The sequence below is a fragment of the Streptomyces sp. W1SF4 genome, from assembly GCF_003950035.1.
GTDB classification, from domain to species: domain Bacteria; phylum Actinomycetota; class Actinomycetes; order Streptomycetales; family Streptomycetaceae; genus Streptomyces; species Streptomyces racemochromogenes.
Genome location: NZ_CP034352.1, coordinates 161,113 through 180,659, shown reverse-complemented (window position 1 = coordinate 180,659; position 19,547 = coordinate 161,113). Strand labels below are relative to the sequence as shown.

Sequence of the window (19,547 nt, the reverse complement as noted above, 5' to 3'; positions counted from 1 at the left end):
CGGCGCGTCCTCAGCCCGGTCCCGGGGCCCCGGCGGACGCCTGCTCGGCCTCGGGCCGGTAGTGCCGCAGGAACAGCTCCTCCAGGGTCGGCGGCCGGCTGACGAGGCTGCGTACGCCGGTCTGTGACAGCACCCGCAGGAACGTGCCGAGGTGCTCCTGGTCGACCTGGGCGTTGACCTCCGCGCCGTCCAGCTCCAGCCCGTGCACCCCCGGCAGCTCCTCCAGGCCCTCGACGGGGGCGGTGAGTTCGGCCGTGACGTGGGTGCGGGCCAGGTGCCGCATGCGGGCGAGCGTGCCCGTCTCGACCGTGCGCCCGTCGCGGACGATGCTCACCCGGTCGCACAGGGCCTCGACCTCGGTGAGGAGGTGGCTGGAGAGCAGCACCGTACGGCCCTCGTCGGTGGCCTCGCCGACGCAGCTCTGGAAGACTTCCTCCGCCAACGGGTCGAGGCCGGAGGTGGGTTCGTCGAAGACGAGCAGCTCGGCGTCGGCGGCGAAGGCGGCGACCAGGGCGAGCTTCTGCCGGTTGCCCTTGGAGTACGCGCGGCCTTTTTTGCCCGGGTCGAGCTCGAAGCGGTCCATCAGCTCCCTGGTCAACCGGGAATCGGTGGTCTCCCGCAGCCCGGAGAGGAAGCCGAGGGCGTCGCCGCCGGAGAGGTTGCGCCACAGGTTCACGTCGCCGGGCACGTACGCGATGCGCTGGTGCAGGGCGACCGCGTCGCGCCAGGGGTCGCCGCCCAGCAGTCGTACGCGGCCGCTGTCCGCGCGGATCAGGCCGAGGAGGATGCGCAGGGTGGTGGACTTGCCGGCTCCGTTGGGGCCGAGGAAGCCGTGCACCTCGCCCTTCTCGACGCTCAGGTCCAGGCCCTTCAGCGCTTGCGTGTGGCCGAACGACTTGTACAGTCCGGCAATGTCGATTGCCATCGTCACATTGTCGGAAGATACCTTAGTTTCACAATATCGTGAAGCTATCGGAAGGTATCTGACGATCGATCACGGGGGAGACGGTATGGGCACAGGTGCCGGCGGAAGCGAATGCGAAGGCGACAGCGGACAGCGGGACTACGGTGGGGAGGTCTCCGCCTTCGTCGAACGGTTCGCCGCCGACATGGTGGCGGCCGGGATGCCCCGGATGCCCTCCCGGATCTTCGCCTGCCTGCTCGCCGAGGACGCGGGCGCGCTGAGCGCCGCGGAGCTCTCCGAGCGGCTGAAGATCAGCCCGGCGGCGGTCTCGGGCGCCGTCCGCTACCTCGCCGAGATGCACATGGTCGGCCGGGAACGGGTACCCGGCGAGCGGCGCGAGATCTACCGGATCCACGCGGACCTCTGGTACGAGACGGTCACCAGCCGGGACCAGATGCTCAACCGGTGGGCCGCCACCCTCAAGCAGGGGGTGGAGGTGCTGGGCCCCGGCACCCCGGCGGGCGTCCGGGCCGAGGAGACGGCCGACTTCTTCAACTTCGTGAAACTGGAACTGGACTCGCTGATGGACCGCTGGCGCGCCCATCGCGGCCGCCGCTGACCGCCCGTCGGCACCGGGCCCGTCCGCACCGGCCGGGCGGCCGGCACGGGGCACCGCGCGGCACCGGGGACCCCCGGTGCCGCCCGGCCGCCGGGACCCCTAGTACGTGTGGAAGCCCCGGCCGCTCTTGCGGCCCAGGTAGCCCGCGTCCACCAGGTGCTCCAGGTGCTTGGCCGGCACCAGCGACGGCTCCCGGAACGAGGCGTGCAGACTGTTCTGGATCTGCAGCGACACGTCCAGACCGATCGTGTCCAGCAGGGTCAGCGGACCCATCGGGTAGCCGCAGCCCTGCGTCATCACCGCGTCGATCTCCCCGGCCACCGCCCGGCGCTCCTCCAGCAGCCGCACCGCGCTGTTGAGGTACGGGAACAGCAGGGCGTTGACGATGAACCCGGCCCGGTCGTCGATCCCGACCGGGTGCTTGCCCAGCCGCGCGCACACCTCGTGGACCGTCCCCAGCGCGTCCGGCGCCGTCAGCACCGTGCCGACCACCTCCACCAGCCGCATCACCGGAGCCGGGTTGAAGAAGTGCATGCCGAGCACGTCCTCGGGCCGCGAGGTGACCGCCGCGCACTCCACCACCGGCAGGCTCGACGTCGTCGTCGTCAGCACCGCACCCGGACGGCACACCGCGTCCAGCCCCCGGAACACCTCACGCTTGACGGGGAGTTCCTCCGCGACCGCCTCGACCACCAGGTCGCAGTCCGCCACCGCCTCCAGGCAGTCCGCCGGCACCAGCCGCTCCAGCGCGGCCCGGCCCTCCTCGGCGCTGATCCGGCCGCGCCTGACCCCGCGCTCCACCGAACCCGCGACCTTGTCCAGCGCCTCCTTCGCGCGCACGTCCGTACGGGCCACCAGCCGCGTCCCGTACCCGGACCGGGCGAACACCTCGGCGATGCCCGACGCCATCGTGCCGGACCCGATCACCCCGACCTCGCGCACCGGCCGCGACGGCCGCGCGGGACCCGCCGCTCCGCCGCCCCGCGGGCCGGCCGCGGCCCGGGGACCCGCCGGGCCCTCGGGCCAGGTGTGGAACCCCCGGCCCGCCTTCGCGCCCAGCAGCCCCGCCGTCACCATGTGGTCCAGCAGCGGCGGCGGCAGGAACCGCGCCTGCCCCGTCTGCTCGTACAGGCCGCGCAGGGTGTCGCGCGCCGTGTCCAGACCGATCAGGTCGAGGTGGGCCAGCGGCCCCAGCGGCAGCCCGCAGCCCAGCATCATCGCCGCGTCGATGTCGTCGCGCGAGGCGTACCGCCGCTCGTACATCGCCACGGCACCGTTCAGGTAGCCCATCAGCAGCCCGCCGCCCGTGAAGCCCGGCTGGTCGCTGGAGGCCACGGCCCTGCGGCCCAGCGCACCCACCAGCTCCTCGGCCGCCCGCCCCACCGACGGCTCCGTCAGGGGCGTCGTCACCACCTCCACCACCCCGCCGTCCGGGGCGTGCCCGACCGGGTGCAGGCCCACCGTGCGCGGCAGCCGACCGCACGCCGCCGCCACCCGGGTCACCGACAGCGAGGTCGTCGTCGCGAACACCGCCTCGGGACCGCACAGCCCGTCGGCCCGCCGCAGCACCTCCGTCTTCAGCGCGAAGTCCTCCGGCACCGCCTCCACGACCAGCTCACTGCCCGTGATACCGGCGAGATCGGCCGTGTACGTGATCCGGGCCCGGGCCGCCGGATCCTCCAGCCCGCGCTCGACGCGCTCGCGCCCGCCGGCCAGGGCGTCACCGTCGGCCTCCACAGCCACCACCCGGGCGCCCGCCGAGGCGAGCGAGCGGGCCAGCGCGGATCCGACCGTACCGAGACCGACCACCGCGACCGCGGTGAAGGGCAGGGCACCGGAAAGGGGTGCCGCGGATGCTGCCGTCATGCTGCTGAGTCCTTTCGGGGAGCGGGAGCCGCCTCCTCGTCCCAGCGGACGAGCACCGTGCCCAGGGACATGCCGCCGCCGAAACCGGCGAGCAGCACGACGTCCCGGTCCCGGAACGCCCCGGACCGGTACGCCTCGTCGAGGGCGAGGGGAATGGAGGCGGCACTGGTGTTTCCGTGCTCGGCGACGGTGAGGTGCGTACGGGCGCGGGGCAGCCCCAGACGCGGCACGGTCTCGCCCAGCATCACGCCGTTGGCCTGGTGCGGGACGAAGTGGTCGACCTCGGAGCGCTCCAGACCGTGCCGGTCCAGCACCTCGCCGACCGCGCGCGGCAGCTCGGCGGCGACGAAATCGCGCACGCCGCGCCCGTTCATCCTGAAGTGGTGCAGCCCCTCCGCGACCGTCTTCTCCGACGCGGGCAGCCGGCTGCCGCCGGCCTCGACCCGGATCAGTTCCGCCTGGTCGCCGCGGCTGGCCAGGTACGAGCCGAGTACCCCGTACCCGGACCGCACCGGCCCCAGCACCACGGCACCCGCACCGTCACCGAACAGGACGGCGGTGCGCCGGTCCTCCCGGTCGATGATGCGCGAGTACACGTCGGCGCCGATGACCAGCGCGTGGCCGCGGACCCCGCCGTCCTGCCCCGGCAGCATCCGGGCCGCCGCCACCAGGCCGAACACGAAGCCGCTGCACACCGAGTTCACGTCGAACGCGGCCGCGTTCACCGCACCGATCCGGTGCTGCACCAGACAGGCCGTCGCCGGCTGCGGGGAATCCGGCGTGGACGTCGCCACCACGATCCACGACAGCTGCTCCGCCGAGACGCCCGCCGCGTCCAGCGCGGCCCGCGCCGCCTCGACCGCCAGGTCGGAGGTGGCCTCGTACTCGGCCGCGTAGCGGCGCTCCCGGATACCGGTCTTCTGAAGGATCCAGTCCTCCGTGACCCCCGCCCGCTCCCCGACGACCCGATTGGAGACCGTGTCGGCAGGCAGATAAGACCCGGTGCCCAGAATTCCGATTGCTGTCATGACGGACGGCTCCTCACCGTGTCGGTGGGCAGAAAGCGCGGGAAAGCGCGGGAACAGCGGGAAAGGCATTCACCGCGGGGTGCTCGAATGGGACATTCAGCAATGGTTCTCGCAGCCCGAGGCGGCCGGTAACCCTTGCTCCGCCCCCTAACCGCCCCTAGCGGTACGGCAGGCCGATGACCGGGAGCTGTTTTTAGCCGAGCTTTAGAGCCGGACGTCAGCGTCTCGACGGTCTGCATGGAATTCCCCCGGTCCTCGGTCCGCCCGCGCGCCCGGCGGATCCCTGAAGACGCATCAGGCAAACAGGCGAAGGGGGAGATCGTGGCTGACCCGATGATTCCGGCACGGCAGACGACGGCGGCGGCTCCGGAGGAGTCCGGTACACCAGCCCGTGGCACCGGGCCGATCGCGGTCATCGGCATCTCCTGCCGGTTCCCGCAGGCCGACGGTCCCGCCGCGTACTGGCGGCTGCTGCGCGACGGCACGGACGCCGTCACCGACGCGCCCGAAGCGCGCCGCGACGTCGTCCCCGCGGACTCGGGCCCGGCCGCCGCCCGCGGCGGCTACCTCGACCGCGTCGACACCTTCGACGCCCGGTTCTTCGGCATCTCGCCGCGCGAGGCCGCCGCCATGGACCCGCAGCAGCGCCTCGTCCTCGAACTCGCCTGGGAGGCCCTGGAGGACGCGGGCGTCCTGCCGGGCACCCTCAAGAACAGCGGCACCGGCGTGTTCGTCGGCGCCATCTGGGACGACTACGCCGACCTCGTACGCCGCTCCGCCGGCGCCGGCACCGGACAGCACGCCTTCACCGGCCTCAACCGGGGCGTCATCGCCAACCGCGTCTCCTACACGCTCGGCCTGCACGGCCCCAGCCTGACCGTCGACACCGCCCAGTCCTCCTCCCTCGTCGCCGTGCACCTGGCCTGCCAGGCCCTGCTCAGCGGCGAGGCCGACCTGGCCCTCGCCGGCGGCGTCAACCTGCGTGCCACACCCGCCAGTTCCGAGATCACCGCCGCGTTCGGCGCCCTGTCGCCCGACGGCCGCTGCCACACCTTCGACGAGCGCGCCAACGGCTTCGTACGCGGCGAGGGCGGCGGACTCGTCCTGCTCAAGCCCCTCGACCGGGCCCTCGCCGACGGCGACCGCGTCCACTGCGTCCTGCTCGGCAGCGCCGTCAACCACGACGGGCCCACCGACGGCCTGACCGTGCCCAGCCCCACCGCCCAGGCCGACGTCATCCGCCGCGCCCTGGAGGCCGCCGGCACCGACCCCGCCGAGGTGCAGTACGTCGAACTGCACGGCACCGGCACCCCCGTCGGCGACCCCGTCGAGGCCGCCGCGCTCGGCACCGCCCTCGGCGCGGCCCGCGACGCCGCCGACCCGCTGCCCGTCGGCTCCGCCAAGACCAACATCGGCCACCTCGAGGCCGCCGCCGGCATCGCCGGCCTCATCAAGGCCGCCCTCGCCGTCGGCCACCGCGAACTGCCCGCCAGCCTCCACCACCGCACCCCGAACCCCGCCATCGACCTCGACGCGCTGCGGCTGCGGGTGCAGACCGAGGCCGGCCCCTGGCCGCACCCCGCCCGGCCCCTCGTCGCCGGCGTCAGCTCCTTCGGCCTCGGCGGCGCCAACTGCCACGTCGTCCTCGCCGAAGCCCCCACCGCAGCCGCCGCCCCCGCGCCCGCGCCCGCCGAGGCCGCCGCCCCCGGCCGGACGCTGCTCTTCCCGCTCTCCGGCCGCGGCGAGCAGGCCCTGCGCGCCCAGGCCGCCCGGCTCTCCGCGTACGCCGCCACCCACACCGGCACGGCCGCGGACCTCGCGCACGCCCTGGCCGCCACCCGCACCGCGCACGAGGACCGGGCCGTCGTCCTCGCCAAGGACCTCACCGGCCTCACCGCCGGACTCGAGGCCCTCGCCGCCGCGACCGCCTCCCCCCACCTGGTCCGCGGCCGCGCCGGCACCGGCACCACCGCGTTCCTCTTCTCCGGCCAGGGCAGCCAGCGCCCCGGCATGGGCCGCGAACTGCACGCCGCGCACCCCGCGTTCGCCGCCGCCTTCGACGAGGTGTGCGCCGCCTTCGACGCACACCTGCCCCGCCCGCTCCGCGAGATCGCCTTCGCCGCCCCGGGCACCGACGAGGCCGCCCTCCTCGACCGCACCGCCTGGACCCAGCCCGCCCTGTTCGCCTTCGAGGTCGCCCTCCACCGGCTGCTCGGCCACCTCGGCGTCCACCCCGACCACCTCGTCGGCCACTCCGTCGGCGAACTCGCCGCCGCGCACGTCGCCGGGATCCTCACCCTGCCCGACGCCGCCGCGCTCGTCGCCGCCCGCGGCCGCCTCATGGACGCCCTCCCCGAGGGCGGCGCCATGGCCGCCCTCCAGGCCGACGAGACCGAGCTCGCGCCGCTCCTCGCCGGCCGCACCGACCGGGTGTGCGTGGCCGCCGTCAACGGCCCCCGCTCCGTCGTCGTCTCCGGCGACGAGGAAGCCGTCGACGCCCTCGCCCGGCACTTCGCCGCGCTGGGCCGCAAGACCAAGCGGCTGCCCGTCAGCCACGCCTTCCACTCCCCCCACATGGACGGCATGCTCGACGCGTTCCGCACCGTCGCCGCCTCCGTCTCCTACGCCCCGGCCCGCATCCCCCTCGTCTCCAACCTGACCGGGCGGACCGTCACCGACGAGGAGATCGGCACCGCCGACTACTGGGTGCGCCACGTCCGCGAGGCCGTCCGCTTCGCCGACGGCATCCGCGCCCTCGACGCCGCCGGCGTCACCACCTACGTGGAACTCGGCCCCGACGGCGCCCTGTCCTCCGCCGGACGCGAATCCGCCGGCGACGGCGCCGCGTTCGTACCCGTCGCCCGGACCGGCAAGCAGCCCGAGCCGGAGTCGCTCACCACGGCCCTCGCCCGCCTGCACACCCTCGGCGCCGCCCCCGGCCTGCGCTGGGACACCCTCCTCGGCACCACCGGCCCGGCCCCCCGGCTGGACCTGCCCACGTACGCCTTCCAGCGCCGCCGCCACTGGATCGACGCGGCCCCCGCCACCACGGCGGCGACCGCCCCGGCGGCGGCCCCGGCCGCCGACGCCCCGGACGAGGACACGCACGCCGACGCCGGGGCCCTGGGCGCCCGCCTCACCGCACTCCCCGCCGCCGACCGCGAGCAGGCCGTCCTCGACCTGCTCCGCACGGACATCGCCGCGGTGCTGCGCCACGACGACGCCCGTGACATCGACCTGCGCGAGACCTTCCACGAACTCGGCTTCGACTCCTGGACCGCCGTCGAACTCCGCGACGGCCTCACCCGCAGCACCGGACTGGCCCTGCCCAGCAGCCTCCTGTTCGACCACCCCACGCCCGTCGCCCTCGCCCGCCACCTCACCGAACGCGCCCTCGGCCGGACGGCCGGCCCGGCCGCCGCCACCCGGCACACCGCCGCCGCGGACGCCGACGAACCGATCGCCGTCGTCGCCATGGCCTGCCGCTTCCCCGGCGGCACCGACTCCCCCGAGGCGCTGTGGGAGGTCCTCGCCGCCGGCCGGGACGTCACCGGCCCCTTCCCCACCGACCGCGGCTGGGACCTGGAGGGCCTCTACGACCCCGAGGGCCGGCCCGGCACCCACTACGTGCGGGCGGGCGGCTTCCTCGACGGCGCCACCCTCTTCGACCCCGCCTTCTTCGGCATCTCGCCCCGCGAGGCCGCCGCCATGGACCCGCAGCAGCGGCTCCTGCTGGAGACCTCCTGGGAGGCCCTGGAACGCGCGGGCCTCGACCCCCTCGCCCTCAAGGGCACCGACACCGGCGTGTTCATCGGCGCGACCTTCCAGGACTACGGCCCCCGCCTGCACGAGGGCACGGAGTCCACCGAGGGCTACCTGATGACCGGCAGCACCCCCAGCGTCGCCTCCGGCCGCATCGCCTACACCCTCGGCCTCGAAGGCCCCGCCGTCACCGTCGACACCGCCTGCTCCTCCTCGCTGGTCGCCCTGCACCTGGCCGCCCAGTCCCTGCGCCAGGGCGAGTGCACCCTCGCCGTCGCCGGCGGCGTCACCGTCATGCCCACCCCCGGCCTCTTCGTCGAACTGACCCGCCAGCGCGCCCTGTCCGCCGACGGCCGCTGCAAGTCCTTCTCGGCCGACGCCGACGGCACCGGCTGGGCCGAGGGCGCGGGCGTCCTCCTGCTGGAGAAGCTCTCCGACGCGCGGGCCAACGGCCACCAGGTCCTCGCCGTCATCCGCGGCTCCGCCACCAACCAGGACGGCGCCAGCAACGGCCTCACCGCCCCCAACGGCCCCTCCCAGCAGCGCGTCATCCGCCAGGCCCTCGCCAACGCGGGCGTCACCGCCGACACCGTCGACGCCGTCGAGGCCCACGGCACCGGCACCAAGCTGGGTGACCCCATCGAGGCGCACGCCCTGCTCGCCACCTACGGCCAGGGCCGCGACGCGGACCGGCCGCTGTGGCTCGGCTCCCTCAAATCCAACACCGGCCACACCCAGCAGGCCGCCGGCGTCGCGGGCGTCATCAAGATGATCCTGGCCCTGCGCCACGGCGTCCTCCCCAAGACCCTGCACGCCGAGGAGCGCTCCCCCCACATCGACTGGGCCGCTGGCTCCGTCGAACTCCTCACCGAGGCCCGCCCCTGGCCCGCCGCCGAGGAGACCGGCCACCCGCGCCGCGCGGGCGTCTCCTCCTTCGGGATCAGCGGTACGAACGCCCACCTCATCCTCGAAGAGGCCCCTCTCCCGGCCCCGGCCCCGGCCCCGGCCCCCGCGTCGCACGAGCCGGAGGCGGCACCCGCCGCCGGCCCCGTGGCGTGGCTGCTGTCCGCCAAGACCGAGGACGCCCTGCGCGAGCAGGCCGCCCGGCTGCGCAGCCACGCCGCCGAGCACCCCGACACCCCCGTCTCCGACCTCGCCGCCGCCCTCGCCGGGCACCGCTCCGTCTTCGGCCACCGGGCGGCGGTCCTGGGCTCCTCCCGCGAGGAACTGCTCACGGGCCTGGAGGCCCCGCTGGTGTCCGGCGTCGCGGACGCGGGCGGCAAGACGGTGTTCGTCTTCCCCGGGCAGGGTTCGCAGTGGGCCGGGATGGGTGTGGAACTGCTGGATTCCTCGCCGGTGTTCGCGGCGCGGTTCGCGGAGGTCGCGGCGGCGGTGGAGGCGCACGTCGACTGGTCGGTGGAGGAGGTGCTGCGCGGTGACGGCGAGGGCCTGACGCGGATCGAGGTGCTCCAGCCGGTCCTGTTCGCGGTGATGGTGTCCCTGGCGGAGCTGTGGCGTGCGGCGGGCGTGGTGCCCGACGCGGTCGTGGGTCACTCGCAGGGTGAGATCGCGGCTGCGGCGGTGTCGGGTGCGCTGTCGCTGGAGGACGCGGCCAGGGTGGTCGTGCTCCGTTCGCAGCTGTTCGCCGACGAGCTGGTGGGCCGGGGCGCGGTGGCCTCGGTGTCGCTGGGCGCCGACGCGGTCCGCGCGCGGCTCGCCCCGTACGGGGACGCGCTGTCCATCGCGGGGATCAACGGTCCGGGCACGGTCACCGTGGCCGGTGAGGTCGCTCCGCTGGAGGAGCTCGTCGCCGCCCTGGAGGCCGAAGGCGTCCGCGCGAAGATCATCCCCTCGACGGTGGCCTCCCACTGCGCCCAGGTCGACCGCCTCAAGGAGCGGATCCTGGACCTGCTGGGCTTCGTTCAGCCCCGGACCGGTTCGGTTCCGCTGTACTCCACCGTGACCGGTGAGGTGCTGGAAGGGCCCGAGCTGACGGCCGCGTACTGGTACGAGAACTGCCGACAGCCGGTGTCGTTCGAGCCCGTCGTCCGCACCCTCCTCGCCGACGGGTTCCGGGCCTTCGTGGAGTCCAGCGCGCACCCGGTCCTCACGTACGGGCTGGTGGAGACCGCCGAGGACGCGGGCGCCGACGTCCTGGCCACGGGCACGCTGCGCCGCGGCGAGGGCGGCCTCGCCCGGTTCACCACCTCCCTCGCCACCGCCTGGACCCGCGGCGTCGACGTCGACTGGACCACCGTCCTCACCGGCTCCGGCGCCCACGCGGCGACCGAGCTGCCCACCTACCCCTTCCAGCGCGCACGCCACTGGCTCGACGCCCCCGACACCGGCAGCGCCGACGTGTCCGCGGCCGGCCTGTCCGAGGCCCGGCACCCGCTGCTGGGCGCGTCCGTACGGGTCGCCGACGGCGACCGGTTCCTGCTGACCGGCCGGATCTCCCTGGGTGGCCACCCCTGGCTCGCCGACCACGGCGCGCTGGACACCGTCCTGCTGCCCGGCACCGCCTTCGTCGAACTGGCCGTCCGCGCCGGTGACGAGGCCGGCTGCGCCCACCTCGAAGAGCTCACGCTCGAAGCCCCCCTCGTGCTCCCGCCCCGCGGAGCCGTCCAGGTCCAGGCCGTCGTCGGAGCCCCCGACGGCTCCGGCCGCCGCTCCGTCGCCGTCTACGCACGACCCGACGACGCCGACACCGCCTGGACCCGGCACGCCAACGGCTTCCTGGCCCCCGCAGCCGCCCCCGCGACGGGCGTCGACCTGGCGGTGTGGCCGCCGGCCGGGGCGCTGCCCGTCGACGTGGAGGGGTTCTACGAGCGGGCGGCCGAGGCCGGTTACGCGTACGGGCCGGCCTTCCAGGGGCTGAAGGCCGCCTGGGCCGTGGGCGGGACGGTGTACGCGGAGGTGGCGCTGGATCCGGCGCAGCGGGAGGCGGCGTCCGCCTTCGGCCTGCACCCCGCCCTCCTCGACTCCGCCCTGCACGCCGAGCAGCTCGTCCGCGCCGCCCGCGGCGAGGACTCCGGCGTCCGGCTGCCGTTCGTGTGGAGCGGCGTGTCCCTCCTCGCCACCGGTGCCGCCTCCCTCCGCCTGCGCATGACCCCCCTCGGCACCGACACGGTCGCGCTGGACGTCGCCGACGCCGAGGGCCGCCCCGTCGCCCGCGTCGAGTCGCTCGTGCTGCGGCCCGTCGCCCCCGGAGCCCTGCGCGGCGCACACCGCGACGGACTCCACCGCGTCGAGTGGTCGGCGGTCCCCGCCGCCGGGGACGCCGGCGCGCTCCCCGACTGGACCGAGCTCGGCGGCGCCGCGTACCCGCGCCTCGCCGACCTCACCGCCGCCCTCGACCAGGGGCTCGCCGTCCCCTCGACCGTCGTCCTCACCTGCCCGCCCGCCCCGGGCACGGACGCCGACGGGGCCTCGACCGCCGAGGCCGCCCGCGCGGCGACGGCCGCCGCCCTCGGCCTCGTCCGGGACTGGCTCGCCGAGGACCGGCTGGCCGCCGCCCGGCTGGTGGTCGTCACGCGCGGCGCCGTCTCCGTACGCGCCGGCGAGGACGTCATCGACCTCGTGCACGCCCCGCTGTGGGGCCTGCTGCGCTCCGCGCAGACGGAGAACCAGGACCGCTTCGTCCTGGTCGACCTCGACCCGTGGGACGGCGGCGGCGCCGACCTGGCCGCCGCACTCGCCACCGGGGAACCCCAGATCGCCGTCCGCGACGGCTCCCTCCTCGTCCCGCGCCTGGTCCGGGCCGCCGCCACCTCCGGCGGCGATGCCGTCTGGGATCCGGCGGGGACGGTGCTCATCACCGGTGGTACGGGTGCGCTGGGCGGGCTGGTGGCCCGGCACCTGGTGGCGGAGCACGGGGTTCGCTCCCTGCTGCTGACGGGCCGTCGTGGTGCGGACGCGCCGGGTGCGGTGGAACTGGCCGAGTCACTGCGGGAGTCGGGTGCCGTGGTGGAGGTGGTGGCCTGTGACGCCGCCGACCGGGAGGCGCTGGCTTCGGTGCTGGCGGGCATCCCCGCCGACCGGCCGCTGCGGGGTGTGGTCCACGCCGCCGGCGTGCTGGACGACGGACTCGTCGGATCCCTGACGGACGAGCGCCTGGACGCGGTGATGCGCCCGAAGGTGGACGCCGCCTGGAACCTGCACGAACTGACCCGCGACCTCGACCTCACCGCCCTCGTCCTCTTCTCCTCCATCGCGGGCGTCTTCGGCAACCCGGGCCAGGCCAACTACGCCGCCGCCAACGCCTTCATGGACGCCCTCGCCCACCGCCGGCACGCCCAGGGCCTCCCCGCCACCGCCCTCGCCTGGGGCCTGTGGGAGCAGTCCAGCGGCATGCTCGCCCACCTCGAGGACGGTGACCTCGGCTGGATGACCCGCGCCGGCATCCTGCCGCTGGCCACCGACCACGCCCTCACGCTGCTCGACACCGCGCTCCGCGCCCCCGGCGACCCCCTGCTGGTCCCCGTACGCCTGGACGCGGCGACCCTGCGCACCCGCGCCGCCGCCGGCCTGCTCCCCGCACTGCTGCGCTCCCTGGTCCGCAGCCCCGCCCGCCGCGCCGTCGAGGCGGGCGCCCCGGAGGCCGAGGTCTCCTCACTCGTCCGCCGCCTCACCGCCCTCGACGGCGCCGGGCGCGAACGCGAACTCCTCGACCTCGTGCGGGGCCGGGTCGCGGCCGTCCTCGGCCACGCCGAACCCTCCGCGATCCGCCCCGACAAGGCGTTCAAGGAACTCGGCTTCGACTCCCTCACCGCCGTCGAACTGCGCAACCAGCTCGGCGCCGCCACCGGCCTGCGGCTGCCCGCCACCATCGTTTTCGACCACCCCACCGTCAACGCCGCCGCCCGCTTCCTGCTCGCCGAACTGCTCGGCGCACAGGACGCGGCGACGGCCGCCGGCACCGGGGAGCCGGCCGCGACGGCCCAGACCGCCACGGCCTCCGACGAGCCGATCGCCATCGTCGGCATGGCCTGCCGCTACCCCGGCGGCGTCGGCTCGCCGGAGGACCTCTGGCAGCTCGTCGCCGAAGGCCGTGACGCCGTCGCCGGCTTCCCCACCGACCGCGGCTGGGACCTCGCCACCCTCTTCGACCCCGACCCCGAACGGCTGGGCACCAGCTACGCCCGCGAAGGCGGATTCCTCTACGGCGCGGGCGACTTCGACCCCGTCCTCTTCGGGATCTCCCCCCGCGAGGCCCTCGCCATGGATCCGCAGCAGCGGCTCCTCCTCGAAGCCTCCTGGGAGGTCTTCGAGCGGGCCGGGCTCGACCTCGACACCGTGCGCGGCAGCCGGACCGGCGTCTTCGCCGGAGCCATGCACCACGACTACGCCTTCCGCGTCGAGGAGAACCCGCAGCGCGTCGAGGGATACGGCCTGACCGGCACCCAGGGCAGCGTGGTCTCCGGCCGCGTCGCCTACACCTTCGGCCTCGAGGGCCCGGCCGTCACCGTCGACACCGCCTGCTCCTCCTCGCTGGTCGCCCTGCACCTGGCCGCCCAGTCCCTGCGCCAGGGCGAGTGCACGATGGCGCTGGCCGGCGGCGTCGCCGTCATGGCCACCCCCAGCGTGTTCGTCGAGTTCAGCCGCCAGCGCGGCATGGCCGCCGACGGCCGCTGCAAGTCCTTCTCCGCCGACGCCGACGGCACCGGCTGGGCCGAGGGCGTCGGCGTGCTCCTCCTGGAGAAGCTCTCCGACGCCCGCCGCAACGGACACCGCGTCCTCGCCGTGGTCCGCGGTACGGCCACCAACCAGGACGGCGCCTCCAACGGGCTCACCGCCCCCAACGGCCCCGCCCAGCAGCGCGTCATCCGCCAGGCCCTGGCCAACGCCCGGCTCTCCCCGCGGGACGTGGACGCCGTCGAGGCCCACGGCACCGGCACCACCCTCGGCGACCCCATCGAAGCGCAGGCACTGCTGGCCACGTACGGGCAGGACCGGCCCGAGGACAGGCCGCTGCTGCTCGGCTCGCTGAAGTCCAACATCGGACACGCCCAGGCCGCGGCCGGTGTCGCGGGCGTCATCAAGATGGTCATGGCGATGCGGGAGGGCGTGCTGCCGCGCACCCTCCACGCCGACGAGCCCACCCCCGAGGTCGACTGGTCGGCCGGCGCCGTCGAGCTGCTCACCGAGGCCGTGGAGTGGCCGCGGACCGGCCGCCCGCGCCGGGCCGGCGTCTCCTCGTTCGGCATCAGCGGCACCAACGCCCACGTGGTCATCGAGGAGGGCCCACAGGAGCCCGCGCCCGCCCCCGCCCCGGAGCCCGCCGGGCTGCTGCCCTGGGTGCTCTCGGCGCGCAGCGCCGGAGCCCTGCGCGGCCAGGCCGCAAGGCTGCTGGACCTGGACGGCTCCGTCTCCGCCGCGGACGTCGCCACCGCACTGCTGACCACCCGGTCGCCCCTGGAGCACCGTGCGGTGGTGCTCGCCGAGGACCGCGACGGCTTCGCGGCCGGACTCCGCGCCCTCGCCGAGGGCAACGGCGCGCCCGGCGTCACGCAGGGCCTCACGGGCACCGGCGAGCGGCTCGCGTTCCTCTTCTCCGGGCAGGGTGCGCAGCGTCCGGGCATGGGCCGTGAGCTGTACGAGGCGCAGCCGGTGTTCGCCGCCGCGTTCGACGAGGTGTGCGCCCACTTCGACTTCCCGCTGAAGGACATCGTCTTCGGCGGTGGGGATGGGGTCCACCGCACGGAGGTGACCCAGCCGGCGCTGTTCGCGGTCGAGGTGGCCCTGTACCGGCTGGCGGAGTCCTTCGGTCTGCGTCCGGACTTCGTGGCCGGGCATTCGATCGGTGAGATCGCGGCCGCGCACGTGGCGGGTGTTCTCTCCCTCGCGGACGCGGCGGCACTGGTCAGTGCCCGGGGTGCGCTGATGGGCGCCCTGCCGGAGGGCGGGGCGATGGTGTCCGTCCGTGCCACCGAGGAGGAGGTGCGCCCGCTGCTGTCGGGCGATGTCGACATCGCGGCGGTCAACGGACCGCAGTCCGTGGTGGTTTCGGGGGCGGAGGACGCCGTCCTGGCGGTGGCCGCGCGGCTGGCCGAACAGGGCCGCAAGACCAAGCGGCTCACCGTCTCGCACGCCTTCCACTCGCCGCTCATGGAACCGATGCTCGACGCGTTCCGCGAGGTCGCGGAATCCCTGGCCTACTCCGCGCCCGAGATCCCGGTGGTCTCCAACGTCACCGGTGAGCAGATCACCGGGTTCACCGCCGAGTACTGGGTCGAGCACGTCCGGGGCGCGGTCCGCTTCGCCGACGGGGTCGCCCACCTCGCCGCCCAGGGCGTGGGGCACTTCCTGGAGCTGGGCCCCCAGGGCGTCCTCGCCGCCATGGCGGGGGAGTCCCTCCCCGAGGACTTCTCCGGGCTCCTCGCCCCCGTGCTGCGCAAGGACCGCCCCGACCCGGAGGCCTTCCTCGGCGCCCTCGCCGAGGCCTGGACCCGCGGCCTGCCCGTCGACTGGGCCCCGCTCGTCGCGGGCCGCCCGGCCCGCCGGGTGGACCTGCCGACGTACGCCTTCGAGCACGAGCGGTTCTGGCTCGCACCCGCCCCCGCCTCCCACGGTGCGGCGGCCGGACTGGGCCTGACCTCCGCCGCCCACCCGCTGCTCGGCGCCTCGGTCGACCTGGCCGGCGGGGACGGGCTGGTCCTCACCGGCCGGCTGTCCGCCGAGGCCCTTCCGTGGGCCGTCGACCACGCCGTGGCAGGAACGGTTCTGCTGCCCGGTACCGCCTTCGTGGAACTCGCGCTCCGCGCCGGCGACGAGGCGGGCTGCGGCCGCCTGGAGGAACTGACCCTGGAAGCCCCGCTCGCGCTCCCCGAGCGCGGCGCGGCCCGCCTCCAGATCGCCGTGGGCGCCCCGGACGAGGAGTCCGGCTCCCGCAGCGTCGTGATCCACTCGCGGCCCGAGGGCGCCGAGACCGCCCTGCCGTGGACCCGGCACGCCACCGGCACCCTCACCGCCGCCGGCCCAGCGCCGAGCGGTGCGGAGTTCGCCGTGTGGCCGCCGGCCGGAGCCCGGCCGGTCGACCTGCGCGGGTTCTACGAGGGCCTCGCCGACGCCGGTTACGCCTACGGGCCCGCCTTCCAGGGCCTCAAGGCCGCCTGGCGGTCCGGCGAGGAGGTCTACGCCGAGGTCGTCCTCGACCCGGCCCGGCAGGAGGAGGCCGCCGCGTTCGGCGTGCACCCGGCGCTGCTCGACGCCTCCCTGCACGGCATGCTGCTCGACGTCGCGTCCGGCGCCGGGGGCGGCCTGCGGCTGCCCTTCGCCTGGAGCGGGGTGACCGTGCACGCCGAGGGAGCCTCGGCCGTGCGGGTCCGCCTGGTGCCCGCGGGCGCCGACGCGGTGGCCGTCACCGTCGTGGACCCGGCCGGACTGCCCGTCGCCACCATCGACTCCCTCACCCTGCTGCCCGTCTCCCACGACCAGCTGCACCGGGCGCGGTCGGCCGACCAGGACGCCCTGTACCGGGTCGACTGGACGACGGCCACCGCCGCCGACGAACCGCAGCTGAACTGGGTGGTGCTCGGCTCCCCGGCCGACCCGGACGAGGAGGGCCTGCCCGCCCACCCCGACCTCCAGGCGCTGGCCGCCGCCGTCGCGGCCGGCGCACCCGCCCCCGACGCGGTGCTGCTGCCGGTTCCCCGGACGCGTACCGCCGTACGGGCGGACGCCGTACGGGAGGCCACCGCGGCCCTGCTGGACACCCTCCGGCACTGGCTCGCCGAGCCCGCGTTCGCCTCCTCCCGCCTGGTCGTGGCGACGCGCGGCGCGGTCGCGGCCCGCCCGGGCGAGGACGTCACCGACCTCACCCACGCCGGGCTCTGGGGCCTGGTGCGCTCCGCGCAGGCCGAGAACCCGGGCAGGCTCGTCCTGGTCGACACGGACACCGCCGTCGAGGACGCCCCGGTGATCCCGGCCGTCGCCACCGGCGAGAGCCAGATCGCCGTCCGCGACGGGGAGTTCCTCGTCCCCCGGCTGGCCCGCACCGACGCGGGGGCCCTGCTCGCCCCGCCGCGGGACGCCCCGCACTGGCGGCTCGACACCACCGGCGGCGGCACCCTGGAGAGCCTGGCACTCATCCCGTTCCCGGAGGCCGCCGAACCGCTGGCCCCCGGCCAGGTGCGGATCGCGGTCCGCGCCGCCGGTCTGAACTTCCGCGACGTCCTGATGGCCCTCGGCATGTACCCGGACAAGATCGTCCTGGGCAGTGAGGCCTCCGGCGTCGTCACCGAGACGGGCCCCGGCGTCACCCACCTCGCCCCCGGCGACCGGGTGATGGGCATGGTCCCGCACGCCTTCGGCGAGGTGGCCGTCGCCGACGCGCGGATGCTGGCGCGGATGCCCGCGGGCTGGTCCTTCGAACAGGCCGCCTCGGTGCCCGCGGTGTTCCTGACCGCCTACTACGCGCTCGTCGACCTGGCCGGGCTGACGGCCGGGGAACGCGTCCTCGTGCACTCGGCGGCCGGCGGCGTCGGCATGGCCGCCGTGCAGCTGGCCCGCCACCTGGGGGCCGAGGTGTTCGGCACGGCCAGCGAGGGCAAGTGGGACGCGCTGCGCCGACAGGTCAGGCTGGAGGGCGCCCACTACGGGTCCTCCCGCTCGACCTCCTTCGAACAGCGGTTCACGCACGCGACCGGCGGCCGCGGCATGGACGTGGTCCTGGACTGCCTGGCCGGGGAACTGGTCGACGCCTCGCTGCGGCTGCTGCCGCGCGGCGGCCGCTTCATCGAGATGGGCAAGACCGACATCCGCGACCCGCGGGACGTGGCCGACGCCTACCCGGGCGTGCGCTACCGGGCCTTCGACCTGATGGAGGCCGGTCCGGAGCGGATCGGCGAGATGCTCGCCGAGCTGGGACGGCTGTTCGAGGCGGGCGTGCTGCGGCCGCTGCCGGTCCGCGCCTGGGACATCCGGCGTGCGCCCGAGGCGTTCCGCTTCATGAGCCAGGCCAGGCACGTGGGCAAGATCGTCCTGACGGTCCCGCAGGGCTGGGACCCGGACGGCACCGTCCTGATCACGGGCGGCACCGGCACCCTGGGCGCGCTGGTGGCCAAGCACCTGGTCGCCTCGCACGGGGTACGGCACCTGCTGCTCGCGGGCCGGCGCGGCCCGGACGCCCCCGGTGCGGCCGAACTGGTGTCGGAGATAGCCGAGTTGGGCGGTTCGGCCGAGGTGGTGGCCTGCGACGCGGCCGACCGTGACGCGCTCGCCGCGCTGCTCGCGGCGATCCCGGGTGACCGGCCGCTGCGCGGTGTCGTCCACACCGCCGGGGTCGTCGACGACGGCGTCCTCGCCTCCCTCGACGCCGGCCGGCTGGAGCGCGTCCTGCGGCCCAAGGCCGACGCCGCCGTCAACCTGCACGAGCTCACCCGCGACCTGGACCTCACCGCCTTCGTCCTCTACTCGTCCGCGGCCGGCGTCCTCGGCAACGCGGGCCAGGCCAACTACGCGGCGGGCAACTCCTTCCTGGACGCCCTCGCCCAGCACCGGCGCGCCCACGGCCTGCCGGCCGTCTCCCTCGCCTGGGGCCACTGGGCCGAGTCCAGCGGCATGACCGCCGGACTCGACACCACCGACCTCGCCCGCCTCGGCCGGTCCGGCTTCCTGCCGATGACCAACGAGCAGGGCCTGGCCCTCCTCGACGACTCCCTGCGCCAGGACGAGCCCCTGCTCGCCCCCGTCCGGCTGGACCTGGCCGGACTGCGCGGCCAGGCCCGCGACGGCTCCCTGCCCGACGTGCTCAAGGGCCTCGTACGGGCCCCGGCCCGCCGCGTCGCCGGACCGGCCGCCGCCGAGGGCGCCGAACCGCTGGGCCGCCGGCTCGCCGCCCAGCCGGAATCGGAGCGGGAACACCTGCTGCTGGACCTGGTGCGCACCAACGTCGCCACCGTCCTCGGACACGGGGCGCCCGCCGCCGTCGGAGCGGACCGCACCTTCAAGGAACTCGGCTTCGACTCGCTGACCGCCGTCGAGTTCCGCAACCGGCTGGGGGCCGCCACCGGACTGCGGCTGCCCCCCACGCTGATCTTCGACTACCCGACGGCCGGCACCCTCGCCAAGCACCTGCTGAACGAGCTGGTGCCCGAGGAGACCGCCGCCCCGGGCGCCGGCCTGCTCGCCGAACTCGGCCGCCTCGAAGCGGCCGTGCTCGCCGCCGACCCGGAGGCACCCGGACACGACGAGGTGACCGGCCGCATCGAGGACCTCCTCCAGCGCTGGAAGGCGGTGGCGTCCGCCTCCGCGCCGACGGCGCCCGCCGCCGGCGAGGACGTCGCGGACCGGCTCCAGTCGGCCTCGGCCGACGAGGTACTCGACTTCATCCAGAACGAGCTCGGGGTCTCCTGATCCCCGGCGACCG

General features: G+C 75.5%; 5 protein-coding genes. 2 read left to right on the top strand and 3 right to left on the bottom strand.

Translation table 11 applies throughout. The features are described 5' to 3' along the window. Positions 1-10: 10 nt before the first annotated feature. Complete coding sequence (locus D1J60_RS36470) at positions 11-931, bottom strand: ABC transporter ATP-binding protein (protein ID WP_125824801.1); 921 nt, start codon at positions 929-931, stop codon at positions 11-13. 79 nt (positions 932-1,010) lie between these two features. Between D1J60_RS36470 and D1J60_RS36465 the strand changes: the two genes are divergently transcribed. Continuing rightward, the gene (locus D1J60_RS36465; RefSeq protein ID WP_125824800.1) at positions 1,011-1,523 is read left to right on the top strand and encodes a MarR family transcriptional regulator; all 513 of its coding nucleotides are present in this window, start codon (positions 1,011-1,013) and stop codon (positions 1,521-1,523) included. Between the two features lie 99 nt (positions 1,524-1,622). Here D1J60_RS36465 and D1J60_RS36460 read toward each other — a convergent pair whose 3' ends face one another. Next, positions 1,623-3,389: a 3-hydroxyacyl-CoA dehydrogenase NAD-binding domain-containing protein gene (locus D1J60_RS36460; protein WP_125824799.1), complete on the bottom strand. Its 1,767-nt coding sequence runs from the start codon at positions 3,387-3,389 to the stop codon at positions 1,623-1,625. After that, entirely contained in the window at positions 3,386-4,417 is a 1,032-nt protein-coding gene (locus tag D1J60_RS36455) for a beta-ketoacyl-ACP synthase III (protein ID WP_125596681.1), read from the bottom strand. The genes D1J60_RS36460 and D1J60_RS36455 overlap by 4 nt, the downstream gene beginning before the upstream one ends. Before the next feature lie 321 nt (positions 4,418-4,738). On the opposite strand from D1J60_RS36455, the gene D1J60_RS36450 reads away from it, so the two are divergent. Then, on the top strand, positions 4,739-19,534 hold the full coding sequence (locus tag D1J60_RS36450) for a type I polyketide synthase (protein ID WP_241253720.1): 14,796 nt from the start codon (positions 4,739-4,741) through the stop codon (positions 19,532-19,534). Positions 19,535-19,547: the final 13 nt, after the last annotated feature.